General features: G+C 70.4%; 17 protein-coding genes and 1 tRNA gene. 10 read left to right on the top strand and 8 right to left on the bottom strand.

Translation table 11 applies throughout. From position 1 onward, the window contains the following. Nucleotides 1-112 precede the first annotated feature (112 nt). Nucleotides 113-1,168 (bottom strand): selenide, water dikinase SelD, encoded by a 1,056-nt coding sequence (gene selD, locus JNL41_RS17655; RefSeq protein ID WP_293477225.1) that lies wholly within the window; start codon nt 1,166-1,168, stop codon nt 113-115. Between the two features lie 40 nt (nt 1,169-1,208). Here selD and mnmH point away from each other — a divergent pair, with 40 nt between their 5' ends. The 4 genes from mnmH (at nt 1,209) to JNL41_RS17635 (ending at nt 7,953) form a co-directional block, all read left to right on the top strand. Next, complete coding sequence (gene mnmH / locus JNL41_RS17650; RefSeq protein ID WP_293477224.1) at nt 1,209-2,264, top strand: tRNA 2-selenouridine(34) synthase MnmH; 1,056 nt, start codon at nt 1,209-1,211, stop codon at nt 2,262-2,264. Between the two features lie 52 nt (nt 2,265-2,316). Continuing rightward, on the top strand, nt 2,317-3,087 hold the full coding sequence (locus JNL41_RS17645) for a class II aldolase/adducin family protein (protein ID WP_293477223.1): 771 nt from the start codon (nt 2,317-2,319) through the stop codon (nt 3,085-3,087). 358 nt (nt 3,088-3,445) lie between these two features. Continuing rightward, nucleotides 3,446-4,717 (top strand): efflux RND transporter periplasmic adaptor subunit, encoded by a 1,272-nt coding sequence (locus JNL41_RS17640; RefSeq protein WP_293477222.1) that lies wholly within the window; start codon nt 3,446-3,448, stop codon nt 4,715-4,717. Next, the gene (locus JNL41_RS17635; protein ID WP_293477268.1) at nt 4,717-7,953 is read left to right on the top strand and encodes an efflux RND transporter permease subunit; all 3,237 of its coding nucleotides are present in this window, start codon (nt 4,717-4,719) and stop codon (nt 7,951-7,953) included. The genes JNL41_RS17640 and JNL41_RS17635 overlap by 1 nt, the downstream gene beginning before the upstream one ends. Before the next feature lie 251 nt (nt 7,954-8,204). Here JNL41_RS17635 and JNL41_RS17630 read toward each other — a convergent pair whose 3' ends face one another. Beyond that, the gene (locus JNL41_RS17630) at nt 8,205-8,717 is read right to left on the bottom strand and encodes a cytochrome c family protein (protein WP_293477220.1); all 513 of its coding nucleotides are present in this window, start codon (nt 8,715-8,717) and stop codon (nt 8,205-8,207) included. 65 nt (nt 8,718-8,782) lie between these two features. Beyond that, nucleotides 8,783-9,235: a YaiI/YqxD family protein gene (locus tag JNL41_RS17625; RefSeq protein ID WP_293477218.1), complete on the bottom strand. Its 453-nt coding sequence runs from the start codon at nt 9,233-9,235 to the stop codon at nt 8,783-8,785. An 84-nt stretch (nt 9,236-9,319) separates the two neighbouring features. On the opposite strand from JNL41_RS17625, the gene JNL41_RS17620 reads away from it, so the two are divergent. The 3 genes from JNL41_RS17620 (at nt 9,320) to JNL41_RS17610 (ending at nt 11,097) form a co-directional block, all read left to right on the top strand. Further along, the gene (locus JNL41_RS17620; protein ID WP_293477216.1) at nt 9,320-9,505 is read left to right on the top strand and encodes a hypothetical protein; all 186 of its coding nucleotides are present in this window, start codon (nt 9,320-9,322) and stop codon (nt 9,503-9,505) included. A 58-nt stretch (nt 9,506-9,563) separates the two neighbouring features. Continuing rightward, a tRNA-Thr gene (locus tag JNL41_RS17615) sits at nt 9,564-9,639 on the top strand. Between the two features lie 51 nt (nt 9,640-9,690). After that, the gene (locus JNL41_RS17610; RefSeq protein WP_293477214.1) at nt 9,691-11,097 is read left to right on the top strand and encodes an amidase; all 1,407 of its coding nucleotides are present in this window, start codon (nt 9,691-9,693) and stop codon (nt 11,095-11,097) included. A gap of 177 nt (nt 11,098-11,274) precedes the next feature. Here the strand turns inward: JNL41_RS17610 and JNL41_RS17605 are convergent, their stop codons facing one another. The 4 genes from JNL41_RS17605 to JNL41_RS17590 are packed head-to-tail and all read right to left on the bottom strand — an operon-like array spanning nt 11,275 to nt 15,189. Beyond that, a complete protein-coding gene (locus JNL41_RS17605; protein ID WP_293477212.1) occupies nt 11,275-12,060 on the bottom strand; it encodes an ABC transporter permease in 786 nt (261 codons plus the stop codon). Next, nucleotides 12,057-12,941: an ABC transporter permease subunit gene (locus JNL41_RS17600; protein ID WP_293477210.1), complete on the bottom strand. Its 885-nt coding sequence runs from the start codon at nt 12,939-12,941 to the stop codon at nt 12,057-12,059. Before JNL41_RS17600 ends, JNL41_RS17605 begins: the two co-directional genes overlap by 4 nt. Next, nucleotides 12,938-14,098, bottom strand: a complete 1,161-nt coding sequence (locus JNL41_RS17595; protein ID WP_293477208.1) for an ABC transporter ATP-binding protein — start codon at nt 14,096-14,098, stop codon at nt 12,938-12,940. Before JNL41_RS17595 ends, JNL41_RS17600 begins: the two co-directional genes overlap by 4 nt. After that, on the bottom strand, nt 14,071-15,189 hold the full coding sequence (locus tag JNL41_RS17590) for a polyamine ABC transporter substrate-binding protein (protein ID WP_293477206.1): 1,119 nt from the start codon (nt 15,187-15,189) through the stop codon (nt 14,071-14,073). Before JNL41_RS17590 ends, JNL41_RS17595 begins: the two co-directional genes overlap by 28 nt. Nucleotides 15,190-15,259: 70 nt before the next feature. Between JNL41_RS17590 and JNL41_RS17585 the strand changes: the two genes are divergently transcribed. Both JNL41_RS17585 and JNL41_RS17580 read left to right on the top strand, forming a co-directional pair. Then, nucleotides 15,260-15,613: a DMT family protein gene (locus tag JNL41_RS17585; protein ID WP_293477204.1), complete on the top strand. Its 354-nt coding sequence runs from the start codon at nt 15,260-15,262 to the stop codon at nt 15,611-15,613. Between the two features lie 23 nt (nt 15,614-15,636). Beyond that, nucleotides 15,637-16,239, top strand: coding sequence for a hypothetical protein (locus tag JNL41_RS17580; RefSeq protein WP_293477202.1), 603 nt, complete (start codon nt 15,637-15,639; stop codon nt 16,237-16,239). Between the two features lie 40 nt (nt 16,240-16,279). Here JNL41_RS17580 and JNL41_RS17575 read toward each other — a convergent pair whose 3' ends face one another. After that, nucleotides 16,280-16,738 (bottom strand): hypothetical protein, encoded by a 459-nt coding sequence (locus tag JNL41_RS17575; protein WP_293477200.1) that lies wholly within the window; start codon nt 16,736-16,738, stop codon nt 16,280-16,282. A gap of 179 nt (nt 16,739-16,917) precedes the next feature. Here JNL41_RS17575 and JNL41_RS17570 point away from each other — a divergent pair. Beyond that, a partial coding sequence (locus JNL41_RS17570; RefSeq protein WP_293477198.1) for a class I tRNA ligase family protein occupies nt 16,918-17,540 on the top strand: 623 nt, incomplete at its 3' end.

Genomic DNA, 17,540 nt, shown 5'->3' with positions numbered 1-17,540 from the left:
GAACTTCAGATCCAGAAAGCACACTAGAAACAAATATTTCTCTAGTGTCCTTATCGATTCCGAAGTTCGACCGAGTCCGCCTCACGCGCTTGCGAACTTCGGAATCGGGACACTAGAGCAGGCGGACCCGGGGCCGGATGCCCATGGAGCGGCCGGCCAGGCGGCCGATAGCGGTGGCGGCGCCGAAGCCGCGGGCGTGGGCGGCGTCCAGCACGGACCCGGCGGCGTCCGGCGCACAGGCGATCAGCAGACCGCCGCTGGTCTGCGGGTCGGTGAGCAGGTCGCGTTTCCAGTGCGGGACGGGCGAGAGCTCCTGCACGAGGTCCTGGTAGCTCTCCCAGTTGCGGGTCGAGGCGCCGGTGCGCACGCCCGAGCGCACCAGCCGCTCCACGCCGGGCAGGAAGGGCACGGCGCCCACCTCGATGTCGGCCAGCAACTGAGCGCCCTGGGCCATCTCCAGCGCGTGGCCGATGAGGCCGAAGCCCGTGACGTCGGTGACGGCGTGGACGCCGGCCATGCCGGAGAGTTCGCGGCCCAGCACGTTGAGTTGGGTCGTCGTGGAGATCAGCGTGTCGTAGCCGCCCTGCTCGAGCCGGTCCTGCTTGAAGGCGGCGGACAGCACGCCGACGCCCAGCGCCTTGGTGAGGATGAGCGTGTCGCCCTCGCGGCCGCCCCTGTTGGTCAGCACCTTTCCGGGATGCACCAGGCCGAGGGCGACGAGGCCGTAGATGGGCTCGGCGCTGTCGATGGTGTGGCCGCCCGCCACCGGCACGCCGGCCGCGGCGCAGACCGACGCGCCGCCGGCGAGGATCCTGCCGATGGTGTCCGGCGACAGCTTGCCGACCGGCATGCCGACGACGGCGAGGGCGAGGATCGGCTGGCCGCCCATCGCGTAGACGTCCGACAGCGCGTTGGTGGCGGCGATGCGGCCGAAGTCGAACGGGTCGTCGACGACGGGCATGAAGAAGTCGGTGGTGGCGACCAGCGCCTGCTCGTCGTTCAGCCGCCAGACGGCCGCGTCGTCCGAGGTCTCGGTCCCGACCAGCAGATTCGGGAAGGCGGCGGCCTGAGGCATGCGGCTCATGATGTCCCGCAACACCGCCGGCGCGATCTTGCAGCCGCAGCCGCCGCCGTGGGCCAAGGACGTCAGGCGTACTTTCTCAGGCATTCCGGCTCTCCCCCAGAGCGAAGCGGGCTATAGCACCACTATGAGCCTGCTGCTCACAGAGGATGTCTCGGCCGAAGCCCTGGCGCGCTTCGACATGCTGATCGACGTGCGCAGTCCGGGCGAGTTCGCCGAGGACCATGCGCCCGGAGCGGTTAATCTTCCGGTGCTGTCCGACGCCGAGCGCGCGGAAGTGGGCGCGATCTACGTGCAAGAGAGCCGCTTCAGGGCGCGCCGGATCGGCGCGGCCCACGTGGCGCGCAACATTGCCCGGCACCTGGAGACCGTGCTCAGGGACAAGCCGGGCGGCTTCCGGCCGCTGATCTACTGCTGGCGGGGCGGCATGCGCTCGAACGCCATGGCCACGATCCTGTCGCAGGTGGGCTGGCCGACGACCGTGCTGTCCGGCGGCTATCGGACCTATCGGCGGCATGTGACGGCCAGGCTCTACGACGGCGCGCTCTCCCTGAGGTTCGTCCTGCTGGACGGCCACACCGGATCGGGGAAGACCGAGATGCTGGGCAAGCTCGCCGCGCGCGGGTTGCAGACGCTCGATCTCGAGGGACTGGCGGCGCACCGAGGCTCGCTGTTCGGCGCGCTCGCCGGCCGGCCGCAGCCCAGCCAGAAGCTGTTCGAGAGCCGGCTGCTGGCCGCGCTCGACGGGTTCGATCCCGCGCGGCCCGTGGTGGCCGAGGCCGAGAGCAGCAAGATCGGCGAGCGGATGGTCCCGCCGGCGCTCTGGTCGCAACTGGCCCACGCGTCGCGCATCGAGCTGATCGCCGAGCCGGCGGCGCGGGCGCGCTATCTCGTCGGGGCCTACAGCGACATCGCCGAGGACCGGGTCGCGCTGGACGCGGCGCTGGGGCGGCTGCCCGTGCGGGTCAGCGGCGAACGGCTGGCGACGTGGCGCGGGCTCGCCGACGCGGGCGACTTCGCGGGGCTCGCCCAGGCGATCATGGCGCTGCACTACGACCCTGCCTACGATCGCTCGCGCAAGAAGCACGACCGGCCGCTGAGGGGCGCGGTCGGCCTCGATCCGACCGACCCGGCGGACTTCGAGGCCGCCGCCGACGCGGTGGCGGCCCTGGCCGGCGCTTGACGCCCGCGCGGCGGGAGAGGACGCTGGAGCGAAGGACGACAAGGAGAGCGCCATGGCGGACGGTTCGGTCGCGGGCGTCACCTCGCTGAAGGGCAAGGTGAGCGCGGAAGAGTGGCAAGCGCGCGTGGACCTGGCGGCGCTGTACCGCCTGGTGGCGCTGTACGGATGGGACGACCTGATCTACACGCACATCTCGGCGCGGATCCCGGGGCCCGAACACCACTTCCTGATCAACCCCTACGGGCTGCTGTTCGAGGAGATCACCGCCTCGTCGCTGGTGAAGATCGACCTGGACGGCAACATCCTCCAGGAGACGCCGTACTTCATCAATCCGGCGGGCTTCACGATCCACTCGGCGGTCCACGCCGCGCGCGAGGACGCCAAGTACGTGATGCATCTGCACACCGACCAGGGCGTGGCCGTGGCGGCGCAGAAGGACGGCCTGCTGCCGCTCAGCCAGCACGCGCTGATCGTGATCCCCCGGCTGGCCTACCACGACTACGAAGGCATCGCCCTGAACCACGACGAGCGCGAACGGCTCGTGGCGGACATCGGCGACAAGCCGCTCATGCTGCTCCGCAACCACGGCACGCTTTCGACCGGCGAGACGGCGGCGGACTGCTGGCTCGGCATGTTCTACCTCGAGCGGGCCTGCACCATGCAGATCCAGGCGCTGTCGGGCGGCCGCGACAAGGTGCTGATCGCCCCGGAGGCCTCGCAGACCGAGGTGAAGGCCCAGACCGGCCGCGGTTTCGGTGGCGGGCTGGCGTGGCCGGCCTGCCTGCGCAAGCTGGATCGCGCCCTGCCGGGTTACGACGCCTGAAGCCGCCGGCGATCCCGCGCTAGTGTCCCGATTCCGAAGTTCGCAAGCGCGTGAGGCGGACTCGGTCGAACTTCGGAATCGATAAGGACACTAGAGAAATATTTGTTTCTAGTGTGCTTTTTGGATCTGAAGTTCGCTCGGCGCTCCGGCCCAGAAGCGGGCGAACTTCAGATCCAGCACACTAGACGGCAGGCGCCTGTCTGTTCCCGTGGGATAAAGTTTCAGCCCCGCAACCTACAGCCATCCTCGTGTCACTGGACCGCGTGTATGCAGCGGGCTTGAGGACGCGTGCGATTTACAGTCATACGTTCGGTTGCAGTCATGCGCCCGCCGGTAGCGGGCTTCGGAGCCCCGCTTGTTGAGACGCCACTTCTTCCTCGTCGCAGCCCTGGTGATCCTGGCGGTGATGATCGTCTTCGGCGCGTTCAAGGTGTTGGCCAAGAAGGCCGGCGGCGAGGGCGGCGGCCAGGCCGCGATGGCCCAGGGCATGGGCGCCGCGCCTGCGGGCAAGGGCGCCGGGGCCGGCGCCGGCGCCGGCGCGCGGCGGGGCGGCATGTTCGGCGGACCGACGCAGGTTTCGGCGGTGGCCATCCAGCCGCGGGTGTTCGAGGACACCATCGAGGTGCTGGGCGTCGCCAAGGGCCGCCAGTCCGTGACGCTGACGGCCGCGGCGACGCAGCTCGTCGACCGCGTGCGCTTCAACGACGGCCAGCGGGTCGCGCGCGGCGCCGTGCTCGTCGAGCTCAAGGACACCGAACAGGACGCCGGCACAGCCCAGGCCGAGGCCCGCCTCGTCCAGGCCCGGCGCGCCTACGACCGCTACAAGACGCTCGGCGAGAAGGGCTTCGCCTCCAAGGCCGCCATCGACCAGTACGAGGCCGCGTGGCGCTCGGCCCAGGCCGACGTGAACGCCGCCAGGGCGCGTCAGAACGACCGGATCATCCGCGCCCCCTTCGCCGGGGTCGTCGGCTTGTCGGACGTAGCGCCCGGCGCGCTGGTGAACCCCGGCGCGCCCATCGTCACGCTGGACGACGTCTCGGTCATGCGCGTCGATTTCCCGGTGCCCGAGCGCTACCTCGCGCAGCTTCGTGAGGGGCAGCCGCTGCTCGCCACGGCCGACGCCTTCCCCGGCCAGACCATCCAGGGCCGCATCGCCCAGCTCGACACGCGGATCGACCAGCGCACGCGCGCGATCACGGCGCGGGCCGAGTTCCCCAACGTCGGCGGGCGGCTGAAGCCCGGGATGCTGATGCGGATCGGCATCTCGCGCGGCCAGCGCACCAGCCCGAGCGCGCCGGAGTCGGCGATCTCGGTGCAGGCGGACAACGCCTTCGTCTACGTCATCCACTCGCGGCCCGCGCAGGGCGACCGGCCCGCCGGGTCTATGGTCGAGCAGCGGCCGGTGGTGACGGGCCTGCGCCAGCAGGGCTTCGTGGAGATCGTGGACGGCGTGAAGCCGGGCGAGCGGGTCGTCGCCGACGGCCTGAACAAGGTCCAGCCCGGCCAGCCCGTGCGCGTCGCCGGCGGCGGCGTCCGTCCGGGCCCCGCCGCGCCGGGCGCGCGGCCCGCGGCGCCGGTGAACGCGGCCCCGGCCGGAGCGCGGACCGAGCGTCCGCGGCCCGCCGCATGATGCTTTCCGACATCTCCGTCCGCAGGCCCGTGTTCGCGGCGGTCGCCGCGATCATCCTGTGCGTCGTGGGCTTCGCGGCCTTCAGTTCGCTCACCGTGCGCGAACTGCCCAGCGTCGACCCGCCGGTGGTGGGCATCTCGACGACCTACCGCGGCGCGTCGGCCGAGGTGATCGAGGAGCGGATCACCGAACTGATCGAACGCCAGGTGGCCGGGATCGAGGGCATCGACCGGGTGAACTCGTCGTCCCGCGACGGGTCCTCGCGCATCTCGATCTCGTTCAAGCTGGACCGCGATCTCGACGCGGCGGCCAACGACGTGCGCGACGCGGTGAGCCGGGTCTCGGCGCAGCTTCCGGACCAGGCCGACCCGCCGCAGATCCAGAAGGCGACCGCCGACTCGTCGCCGATCATGTTCCTGAACTTCACTTCGCAGACGATGAACCGCCTGCAACTGTCGGACTACGCGCAGCGCTACCTGGTGGAGCGGCTCTCGACGGTTCCGGGCGTGGCGACGGTGGGGGTCGGCGGCGCCCAGTACTATTCCATGCGCATCTGGCTGGACCCCGACGCCATGGCGTCGCGCGGGATCACCGTCGAGGACGTGGAGAGCGCGCTCACCAGCCAGAACGCCGAGCTGCCGGCCGGCTCGCTCGAAGCGCCGACCAAGGACTTCACCATCCGCGTGCGGCGCGGCTATGCGACGCCCGCCGAGTTCGCCCAGATGCCGATCACGGCGTCCCGGACGCCCAGCACCGCGACGGCCTCGGCTGCCCTGGGCGGGACCGCCGCCGGCGCCGGCGCCGCCGCGGGCGCAACGCGTGCGATCGCCACCGCCGTCGCCGGCCAGGACTACATCACCCGCCTGGGCGACATCGCCCGCGTCGAGGAAGGTCCCGACGAACGCCGCCGCCTGTTCCGCTCGAACGGGCGCGACATGGTGGGCATCGCGATCACCCGCCAGAGCCAGGCCAACGACCTGGAGATCTCGGACGGCGTGCGCGCGGCGCTGAAGGAGATCAACGCGGGCCTGCCGAAGGGCACCCGTCTCGGCGTGTCGGTCGACTACACCGAGTTCACCCGCCACGCGATCCAGGAGGTCTGGATCACCATGGCCATCTCGCTGGGCATGGTGGCGCTGGTGAACTTCCTGTTCCTGGGCACGGCGCGGGCGGCGATCATCCCGACGGTCGTCGCGCCGATCTGCATCCTGTCGACGTTCATCGTGCTGGCTCCGCTGGGCTTCTCGATCAACCTGCTCACCCTGCTCGCCCTGGTGCTCGCCATCGGCCTCGTCGTCGACGACGCCATCGTGGTCGTCGAGAACATCCAGCGACGGATCGACGAGGGCGAGCCGCCCATCGTGGCCGCCCAGCGCGGCGCACGGCAGGTGTTCTTCGCGGTGGTGGCCACCACCATCGTGCTGATCTCGGTGTTCGCGCCGCTCATGTTCCTGCCCGGCTTCATCGGCCGCCTGTTCGTGGAGCTGGCGGTGTCGGTGGCCGCCGCCGTCGGCTTCTCGGCGCTGCTGGCGCTGTCGCTGTCGCCGATGCTGGCGTCCAAGCTGCTGCGCCCGGCGCACGGCGAGGGCGTGGTCGCGCGCACGGTCGACGGCCTGATGCACAAGCTCCGGAACTCCTATCATGCCTCGCTGGAGGCGATGCTGGGCCGCCGCATCGTCTCGGTCGGCGCGCTGGGCCTCGTCGCCTTCCTGGCGATCGGCGCCTATGTGACCTTCTCGGTCCTGCCGCGCGAGCTGACGCCGGAGGAGGACCGCCGCCGCGCCTCGGTCAGCTTCTCGGGGCCGGAAGGGGCGGGCTTCGACTACACGCTGGCGGCCAGCCGGCAGGTCGAGAAGGTGCTGATCAAGTACGTGAACGAGGGCGTCCTGGAACGCTACGTCTTCTCGATGCCGCGGTTCGGCAACAGCTCGTTCAACAGCGGCGGCGGCAACGCCATCCTGTCGGACAAGACCAAGATGACGGCGCCGGAGCTGTCCGCGCGGCTGAACCGCGAACTGGCCGGCGTGACCTCGGTGCGGGTCATCGTCTCGCCCGAGGGCGGGCTGCAGAGGGGCGGGCCCGGCAGCGGCGGGGGCGGCGGCTCCAGCATGCAACTGATCGCGACCGGGACCGACTATCCGGAGATCGCGCGCTGGATCCAGCCGATCCTGGCGGCGGCCAACGAGAACCCGGGCCTGGCGCGGCCGCGCCTCGACTACGAGCCGACCAGCCCGCGGGTGGTGGTGAACATCGACCGCGACAAGGCCGCTTCGCTCGGCATCTCGGCGCAGACGGTCGGCCGGGCGCTGGAGACGCAGTTCGGCTCGCGGCGGGTCACGACCTACATCAAGAACGGCCAGGAGTACGACGTGCTCCTCCAGACCGACCGCGCCCGGCGACAGACCGAACAGGACCTGAGCCGGCTCTACGTGCGCACGGCCGGCGGCGACACGGTGCCGCTCTCGACGGTGGTGACCACCCAGGTCCGCGGCGACACGCCCGACCGCTCGCGCGTGGACCGGCTGCGTTCGATCAGCCTGAACGCCCAGCTCAATCCGGGCTATTCGATGGGCGAGGCCATCGCCTTCTTCCGGGCCGAGGCGGCCAAGCAGCCGGGATCGGTGACGGTGAAGTGGGGCGGCGGCGCGCGCGACTACCTCGAGGCGTCGGGGTCGATCGGGCTGGCGTTCGGCATGGCGCTGTTGCTCGTCTTCCTGGTGCTGGCGGCGCAGTTCGAGAGCTGGATCCACCCGGCGGTGATCATGCTGACGGTGCCGGTGGCGGCGGTGGGCGGGCTGTTCGGCCTGCTGATCGCGGATTCCTCGATCAACACCTACAGCCAGATCGGGCTCATCATCCTGATCGGGATCGCGGCCAAGAACGGCATCCTGATCGTGGAGTTCGCGAACCAGCTCCGCGACGAGGGGCTCAGCGTGCGCGAGGCAGTCATCGAGAGCGCGAGCCTGCGCCTGCGGCCGATCATCATGACGTCGATCTCGGCGGCGGCGGGCGCGATCCCGCTGATCGTCTGGGGCGGCGCGGGCGGCGAGGCGCGCAAGACCATCGGGGTGACCATCTTCTCGGGGGCGATCTTCGCCACCCTGGTCACGCTCTTCATCGTTCCGGTCTTCTACAACATGCTGGCGCGCTTCACGAAGTCGCCCATGGCCACCGCGCGCCGCATCGAGGCGTTCGAGGAAGCCGAGAAGGCCCGGGTCGCGAACGCGGCGGAGTAGGGCGGGGCGCTGATATCACCTCCCCCTTGCCGGCGAGGCAGCGACCGGCGCCAGGGAGCCTGGAAAAAGGGGGGGTGTCAGGTCCCTGGGCCCGGCCGGTGGCGGGGGGCGCCACCCTTCGGATTGGGGTGTCGATCCAGACAGATGCTCTCTATCGACGCCGGCACCATGACCCCCCGCGCATTGCGCGTCAAGGTTGAAACTCGACAAAATCTTGCGCTTTTTGGGCGAGTGTCACCCAAGGGCGGCGCCTACTTGGGCGTGTGGCCCGTTTCGACCATCAGATAGGCGATCAGGTCGTTGCGGTCCTTGGCGTCCTTGAGGCCCGCGAACGTCATCTTCGTCCCCGGCAGGAAGGTCTGGGGCTGGGCCAGCCACTGGTCGAGGTGGGAGGCGTCCCACTCGAAGCCGGCCGCCTTCAAGGCGTCGGAGTACTTGAAGTCGGGGTTGCTGGCCGACCTCTTCCCGAACACGCCGTGCAGGTTGGGACCCGTCATGTTCGCGCCGCCGGGCGTGATCGTGTGGCACGACTGGCAGAGGCCGAACTTGGCCTGGCCGTTGGCGAGGTCGGCGGCGTTGTAGGGCGCCGGGAACGAGGCGAGCAGCTTCTGCTTGTCCTCGGCGCTCATCTCGGGCGCGGCGGGGGCGGAGGCGGTGGTGGGGCCGGAGGTCGCGTCGCCGGACTTCTGCTCGGGCTGGGAGGGGCTGCAGGCGGCCGCCAGCGTGGCGAAAGCGGCGGCGGCGAGAATCGGTCCCAGGCGCATCAGTTTCATCTCCGGCTGAATTTCGCGCGCAAGCTAGCGTCGCGCCCTGCGGATGCAAGGCCGGGCTAGCGCTTCTTCCGCCGTTCGCGGTTCACGGCCTCGTCCAGCGCCTGCAGGAAGCGCGAGCGGTCGGCGGCCGCGAAGGGCGGGGGGCCACCCGTCACCTCGCCGGTCGAGCGGATGTGCTCCATGATGGACCGCTGGGCGAGCGCCGAGCCGATGGAGTCGGCCGTGAAGGCGCGCCCGTTCGGCGCGATGGCCGCCGCGCCGGCCTTCAGCACGCGGTCGGCCAGCGGGATGTCGTTGGTGACCACGATGTCGCCGGGCGCCGCCTCGCCCGCGATCCAGTCGTCGGCCACGTCCGGGCCGGCCTCGACGACCCGCAGCTCGATGGCCGGCGTCGTCGGGACGCGGATGAAGCTGTTGCAGACCACGAAGGTCTTCAGCCCGTAGCGGGCGGCGACCTTGTAGGTCTCGTCCTTCACGGGACAGGCGTCGGCGTCGATGAAGATGCGCATGCGCGGCCTCGCATAGCCAAAAGGAACCGGCGAGACCATCCATCGGTTGGGATCGCGGCGGGGGCGGAATGTGGGGTCGATCCCATGTCGGACGACTGGCTGCGCGCCCTGAACGACGTCGAACTCGCCGAACTGCGCGCCCGCAGGCTGCGCGAGCGCTACGGCGTCGCGGCCGAGGACGAGTGCGCCGCGGAAATCCGAAGCTTCGCACCGGACGACCCGCGCCGCCGCCGCCTGGAGCAGGTGAGGAAGGCGCTGCGCCGGACGTGAGCGCCCCTCTTGGCGCCGCCCGCCCGAGACCGCATAAGCGGCCGGCCCACGCGCATGCGCCGGATTAGCTCAGTTGGTAGAGCAGCGGTTTTGTAAACCGAAGGTCGCGGGTTCGAGTCCTGCATCCGGCACCACGCTGGCGCCTTCGGCCATGGCGCGTATGCTCCCGAAAACGGGGGAAAGCCATGCGTTTCGACGAGTATCGCAAGCATGACGCCGTGGGGCTGGCCGCACTGGTCGCCAGGGGCGAGGTGACGGCCGACGAGTTGCTGGAGACCGCGCTGGCGCGCGCCGCGGAGGTCAATCCCAGGATCAACGCGATCACCCGGGACATGAGCGACCTGGCGCGGGGCGCGGCGCTGGCGGACGGGCCGCTGGCGGGCGTGCCCTACCTGCTGAAGGACCTGGGCGCATCCTACGCGGGCGTGCCGACGACGGGCGGCTCGCGGCTGACCGCGGAGTTCACGCCGGCGGCCGACAGCGCCATGACGCGGCTCTACAAGGCCGCGGGGCTGAACATCTTCGGCAAGACCAACACGCCGGAGTTCGGCATCTGGCCGGTGACGGAGCCGCATCTGCTCGGGGCCTGCCGCAACCCATGGGACCTGAACCGCAGCCCGGGCGGATCGTCGGGCGGCGCCGCGGCGGCGGTGGCGGCGGGGATCGTGCCGGCGGCGCACGCCAGCGACGGCGGGGGCTCGATCCGCATCCCGGCGGCGGCCTGCGGGCTCTTCGGCATGAAGCCTTCGCGGGGGCGCGTGTCGTTCGCGCCGGGCGGCGAGGGCTGGGCCGGCGCGTCGATCCAGCATGCGGTGACGCGCTCGGTGCGCGACTCGGCGGTCCTGCTGGACGCCACCTGCGCGCCGCAGCCCGGCGATCCGTACTTCCTGGCGCCGCCGGAGCGGCCCTACGCCCAGGAGGTCGGGCGCGACCCCGGCAAGCTGAGGATCGGCTTCTTCGACGGCGCGCTGACCGAAGGCATGGCGGTGCAGCCCGAAGTGGCCGCGGCCGTGCGCGACGCCGCCAGGCTCTGCGAGGAACTGGGCCACCGCGTCGAGGCGGCGACCCTGCCGGGCGACCACGCGGCGATGCAGGCCGCGGCGCGCACCGTGCTCTGGGCTTCGATCACCAGCGTCGTGGACGGCGAATGCGAGCGCCGGGGCCGGCCCCTGGAGGACGGCGAACTCGAGCCCATCACGCGCAGCATCCACGAACTGGGCAAGCGGACCTCGGGCCCCGACTACGTGAAGGCCGTGCAGACGATCCACGCCTGGGGCCGCGACTGCGCCTCGCTGTTCGAGACCTACGACGTCTTCCTGCTGGCGACCCTGGGCCGGCCGGCGATCCCGATCGGCTGGCTGTTCGAGGACCCGAAGGAGATCAACGCGCGCCTGTTCAGCTACATGCCGAACACGCAGGCGTTCAACAATTCCGGCCAGCCGGCGATGACCGTGCCGCTGGCCTGGAGCCCCGACGGATTGCCCATCGGCATCCAGTTCGCCGCGAAGGTCGGCGACGAGGGGCTGCTGTTCCGGCTGGCGGGCCAGCTCGAGCGCGCGCGGCCCTGGTTCGACCGCGTGGCGCCGCTCTAGCAAGGGAGCGCCGGCAAGTCGGGGGCGCGTGCCGAGACGGGACGCACAGCCTTCGAGGCCCGGCACGGGGGTGCGCCGGGCTCGCCGACGTCGGGGGCGACGTTGGCCGCAGGCGGTCCGGCTGACGGCCGGTCAGGGTCACGCAGCGCCGGGTCCGGACCGCCTGCGGCGATTCCGTCAGGGTGACGGGCGCCGCCGCTGCTGGATCAGGTAGACCGCGATCACGCCCGTGGCCACGAGGCCGATGAGCAGGGTCGAGACCGCGTTGATCTCGGGGTTCACGCCCAGGCGCACCTGGCTGTAGAGCCGCATCGGCAGGGTCGTGGCGCCGGGACCCGACGTGAAGCTGGCGACGACGAGGTCGTCGAGGCTCAACGTGAAGGCCAGCATCCAGGCGGCCGCGACGGCCGGCGCGATCCCCGGCAGGGTCACGAGCGCGAACGCCTTCCAGGGGGGACAGCCGAGGTCCTGCGCCGCTTCCTCGAGGCTGCGGTCGAAGCTCTGCAGGCGGGCCTGCACGACGACCGTGGCGTAGGCCAGCGTGAGCGTCGCGTGGCTGAGCGTCACCGTCCAGAAGCCGCGCGGCAGGCCGGCGGCGACAAACAGCAGCAGCAGCGAGAGGCCCAGGATCACCTCGGGCATGACCAGCGTGGCGTAGACGCCCCCCGCGAGCACCATGCGACCGCGCGAGCGGCTGCGGGTGAGGGCGATCGCCGCCAGGACGCCGAGAACCGTCGCGATCGTGGCCGAGATGACGCCGACCCGCAGGGTGACCCAGACCGCGTCCAGCATCTGCCGGTCCTGGAATAGGGCGACGTACCACCGCGTCGAGAAGCCCGCCCAGACCGTGACCAGCCGGCTCGCGTTGAAGGAGTACAGCACGAGGATGACGATGGGCGCGTAGAGAAAGGCCAGACCCAGGGCGACGGAGGCGATGTTGAAGGCGCTCGGACCGCGTCTCATCGCGCCACCTTCGCCTGCTCGCGCTCGAACAGCAGGATCGGGACGACGAGGGTGGCCAGGAGCACGATGGCGACCGCGGAGGCGGCGGGCCAGTCGCGGTTGGCGAAGAACTCGGTCCAGATGACGCGGCCCAGCATCAGGGTCTCGGAGCCGCCCATGAGGTCGGGAATCACGAACTCGCCGGCCATGGGAATGAAGCAGAGCAGGGCGCCGGCCGCCGCGCCCCGCAGGGAGAGCGGGAAGGTGACGCGCCAGAAGGCCTGGAGCGGCGTGCAGCCGAGATCCTGGGCCGCCTCGATAAGACTCTCGTCCTGGCGGTCGAGAACGGCGTAGAGCGGCAGCACCATGAACGGCAGGTAGGCGTAGACGAGGCCCAGCAGGACGGCGGCCTCGGTGTTCAGGATGTCGACGGTGGGCAGGCCGACGGCGCCGAGCGCCGCGTTCAGGACGCCCGCGGGCTTCAGGATGGCGACCCAGGCGTAGATGCGGATCAGGAAGCTGGTCCAGAAGGGCAGGATCACCGCCATGACGAGCGCCTGGCGCAGCCGCGGCGGACAACGGGCGATGCCGTAGGCGATGGGATAGCCGATCAGCAGGAGCACGCCCGCGGCCAGCCCCGCGAGCCGCAGGCTGGACAGGTAGGCGTCGAGGTAGAGGCTGTCCTGCGTGAGCCGCACATAGGTCTCGCCGTCGAGCGCGGCGAGGAAGGCGCGGACACCCGCGACGCCCTGGCTCCAGTCGATGCGGGGCGCGTAGGGCGGGATCGAGAGCGCGCTGTCGGACGCCGAGAGCCTGGCGACCAGCAGGAACGGGAAGGCGAAGAAGATCGCGAGCCAGAGACCCGGCAGGATCGCGGCGAGGCCTGTCCGCGGACGCCTCATCGCGTCAGCACCACCGCGCTTGCGGGCTCGAAGCTGAGCCAGACGGCGTCGCCGCAGCCCAGCGGCCGGGCGACCGTGCGGGTGGCGTTGGCGCGGGCGGCGCGGATCGTGCGGCCGGGCGCGATCTCGACGAGGTAGGTCGTCCAGTCGCCGAGGTAGCCGTAGTCGAGGATGGTCCCGGCGAGCACGTTGTCGCCGAGCTGCGGCTCGGAATGGACGGCGACCTTCTCGGGGCGCACGGCGACCCAGGCGGTCTCGCCGACCGGGCCGGCTCCTTCCGCCTCGATGGGTCCGTCTTCGCTCAGCAGGCGCACGCGGCCGCCCTCGGACGTCGCGACCCGGCCCTCGAACAGGTTCACGTCGCCGATGAAGCCCGCGACGTAGCGGTCGGCGGGCGCCTCGTAGACCTCGGCGGGGCGGCCGACCTGCACGATCCGGCCTTCGCGCATCACCGCGATCCGGTCGGCGACGACCATGGCCTCGTCCTGATCGTGGGTGACGATCATGAAGGTGAGGCCCAGCGCCTGCTGGAGGTTCATCAGCTCGAACCGGGTCTCCTCGCGCAGCTTCTTGTCCAGCGCGGCCATGGGCTCGTCGAGGAGCAGGATCTTCGGTCGCGGTGCGAGCGCGCGGGCCAGGGCCACCCGCTGCCGCTGGCCGCCGGAGAGCTGGTCGGGACGGCGCCTGCCCAGGCCCTCGAGCCGCACCAGCGCCAGCATCTCCTCGACGCGGGCGGCGGTCTCGGCCTTCGCGACGCCCTGGCGCTTGAGGCCGAAGGCGATGTTCTGGGCGACGCTCAGGTGCGGGAAGAGCGCGTAGCTCTGGAACATCATGTGGACCGGCCGCTGGTGGGGCGGGTCGGCGGCGATGTCGCGGCCGCCCAGCATCACCCGCCCGGCGTCCGGCTGCTCGAACCCGGCCAGCAGGCGCATCAGCGTGGTCTTGCCGCAGCCGGACGGGCCCAGCAGGGCGAAGAACTCGCGCTCGTAGATCGACAGGCTGACGTCGTTCACCGCTCGCGTGTCGCCGAACGCCTTGGACACGCCGTCGAAGCGCACGAGCGGCGCCGCCGCCGGGTCGGCCCACGGCGCGAAGGTCTCGCGGATCCCGCCGATGTTGGGCCGGCCGCTCAACGGCCCGTCAGCACCCTGGTCCACTGGCGGTTCACGTCGCGCAGCAGGTCCTGGTCCTTGGTGGTGGTCACGAACAGCCGCTTCGACAGCTCGGCGCTGGGGTAGACGTTCGGATCGTCGCGGACCGCGGCGTCCACCAGCGGCGTCGCCGCGGCGTTGCCGTTGGCGTACTGCGTGAAGTTCGACGCCCTGGCTATGATCTCGGGCCGCAGCATGAAGGCGATGAACCTGTGCGCGGCGTCGGCGTGCGGGGCGCCCTTCGGAATGGTGAAGACGTCGAACCAGACCTGGCTGCCTTCCTTCGGCACGACGTAGGCGAGCTTGACGCCGTTCCTGGCCTCCTCGGCGCGCGTCCTGGCCTGGAGCACGTCGCCCGAGTAGCCGACGGCCACGCAGATGTCGCCGTTGGCGAGCGCGTCGATGTACTCCGACGAGTGGAACTTCTTCACGTAGGGCCGCGCCTCGAGGAGCAGCGCAGTGGCCCCTTCGTAGTCGGCCGGGACCTTCGAGTTCGGGTCCTTGCCCAGGTAGTTGAGCGCGACGGCGTACATGTCCTCCGACGCGTCGAGGAAGTAGACGCCGCAGTCCTTCAGCCTGGCGAGGTTGGCGGGATCGAAGACGACCGCCCAACTGTCGATCTTGACGCCCGGCAGGCGCTTGGCCACCGCATCGACGTTGTAGCCGATGCCGATGGTGCCCTGCATGTAGGGCACGCTGTACTTCTGGCCCGGGTCGAAGGGCTCCATGTGCCTGACGACGTCGGGCGAGAGCTTGTCGAGGCCCGGCAGTTGCGCCTTGTCGAGCGGCTCGATGGCGCCCGCGATGATGTAGCGCGGGACGTTGTGGTTCGACGGGACCACGATGTCGTAGCCGGTGTCGCCCTGCAGCACCTTGGTCTCGAGCACCTCGTTGGAATCGAAGGTGTCGTAGGTGACCTTGATGCCGGTCTCCTTGGTGAACTGGGTCAGCAGCGCCGGGTCGATGTAGTCGGACCAGTTGTAGATGCGCAGCTCGGTCGAGGCGTGGCCCGCGGCCTTGTCGTCAGCCGCTCTGGAGCAGGCCGAGAGCGCCAGCGCCGCTGCGGCCCAGATCGCCGCCGTCATCCATCTGCGCATGGCCTTGCCCCCGTGGTCCGCGGCTCAGGTTATAGGTCGCTTCCTTGCCCCGTTAAGCGCGAAATGGACCATGAGCCCCAACTGGACCGCGATCGCTCCCATCCTGATGCTGATCGCCTCGAACGTGTTCATGACCTTCGCGTGGTACGGCCACCTGAAGGTCGAGCACCGGCCGCTCTGGATCATCGTGATGGTGAGCTGGGGGATCGCCTTCTTCGAATACTGGCTGGCGGTGCCGGCGAACCGGATCGGCCGCGCCGTCTACAGTCCCGCCGAGTTGAAGACGATGCAGGAGGTCATCACCCTGGTGGTCTTCGCCGTGTTCTCCGTGCTCTATCTGGGCGAGAAGCTCACCATCAATCACGCGGTCGGATTCGGCTTCATTGCCCTGGGGGCATGGTTCGTATTCAGGGGGCCGCTCTGAAGCGAGGCAGGGGAGGAACGGCGATGCTGAGAACGATGGCGGCGGTCGTGGCCGTGAGCATGGCGGGCGCGGCCCACGCCCAGGCGCCGGCGGCGCCCAGCGTGGTCCGGGGCAAGGTGACCGCGATGGACGCGACCTCGCTCACGGTCAAGGGAGACAAGGGGCCCGCGACCAGGGTCGGACTGGCTCCGCAGTGGTCGGTGGCGGTTATGAAGCCCGTGACGCCCGATGCGATCCAGCCGGGCAGCTTCATCGGCACGGCCGAGATGCCGCAGAAGGACGGCACCGGCAAATCCCTGGAGGTCCACGTCTTCCCGCCGGGCGTGAAGATGGGCGAGGGGCACTATGGCTGGGACCTGAAGAAGGGCTCGATGATGACCAACGGCACCGTGGGCCAGGTCGTCGCCGGCAAGAAGGGCACGCGTCAGTTGCAGGTCAGCTACTCCTACGGCAAGCGCACGATCAACGTACCGGCCAACGTGCCCATCGTGCAGATCGCCCCCGGCCAGCGCAGCCAGGTGAAGGTGGGCACGCCGGTCTTCATGGTCGTGCAGAAGGGCGCGAACGGCCAGTTGATGGCCGGTTCGGTGTCGATCGGAGAGAACGGCGCCAAGCCGCCGATGTAGCCTTCTTCCCCCGAGGCGGAACCCGAGGGGAAGGGGCGTCCTAACCGCCCACCATGGCGACGACCTCGTTGGTCTTGGAGATGAACTTCACCCCCTTGACCCGGCCGTCCTTGTAGCGGTCCCAGGCGCTCTTCACGTCGACGGGCGTCGGGCCGGCGGCGCCGGCCGTGGCGGGCTTCTGGGCGACGACGTCGACCTCGTAGATGCCGTCGGGCGGCGTGGCGGCGTAGACGCGCGGCAGGAACCCCACCTGGGTCCAGCCGCCGCCGTCCGTCGAGGCCTTGGCTTCCAGGTCCAGGCCGCCGCCGGACGCGGTCTTCACGGATCCCGACTGGATCGACAGCACCTGCTCCTGGCCGGCGTACATCGGGGCCTGGCGGGCGAGCGACTTCTTCGGGGCCTCGGCGGCCGGGGCCGCCGCGTCGGCCGCAGGCTTTTCGCTGCAGGCGGCCACAGAGAGACCGGCGAGGACGCCGGCCGCAAGGATGAGCTTGCGCAACGTAACACTCCCTTCCCGGGCGGAGTTCTCCTGGCGACTCGGATGGCCGCTGTGCTCGCCCCTCAGGGGAGTTTGCGCCGATAGGTGGAGTTGGCGAGCATTTCTTGCGCCGACCGCTTTGGCGAACGATCTCCAGCGCCTATAAGCCCCGCTCCCTCATCGAAGACGTCTTTCCGGCCATGTCCCGCATCCTCATCACCTCGGCCCTGCCGTATGCCGCCGGCGCCAAGCACCTGGGGAACCTGGCGGGCTCGATGCTGCCGGCGGACGTCTATGCGCGGTTCCAGCGGGCCCGCGGGCGCGAGACCCTCTACATCTGCGCCACCGACGAGCACGGCACGCCGGCCGAACTGGCTGCGGTCGAGGCGGGCATGCCGGTGGCCGACTTCTGCGCGCTGGCGCATCGGAAGCTGTACGCGATGTGCCTCGGCTTCGGGCTGTCGTTCGACCATTTCGGCCGTTCGTCGTCGCCGCAGAACCGCAGGCTGACCCAGAGCTTCGCCCAGCAACTGTGGGAGGCGGGCTTCATCGAGGAGCGGGTGACCCAGCAGGTCTATTCGCTGGCCGACAAGCGCTTCCTGCCCGACCGCTATGTGATCGGCACCTGCCCGCACTGCGGCTACGAGGCGGCGCGCGGCGACCAGTGCGAGAACTGCACGCGCGTCCTGGACCCGGCCGACCTGATCCGTCCGCGCTCGGCGCTGTCGGGCTCGACCGAGATCGAGGTGCGCGACTCCAAGCACCTGTTCCTGCGCCAGAGCCTGTTCGCCGATCGTCTGCGCGAGGGGATCGAGGCCAAGCG

The sequence above is a fragment of the Phenylobacterium sp. genome (genome assembly GCF_016793285.1).
Classification (GTDB): Bacteria; Pseudomonadota; Alphaproteobacteria; order Caulobacterales; family Caulobacteraceae; genus Phenylobacterium.
This window is presented reverse-complemented; position numbering and strand designations above follow the sequence as displayed.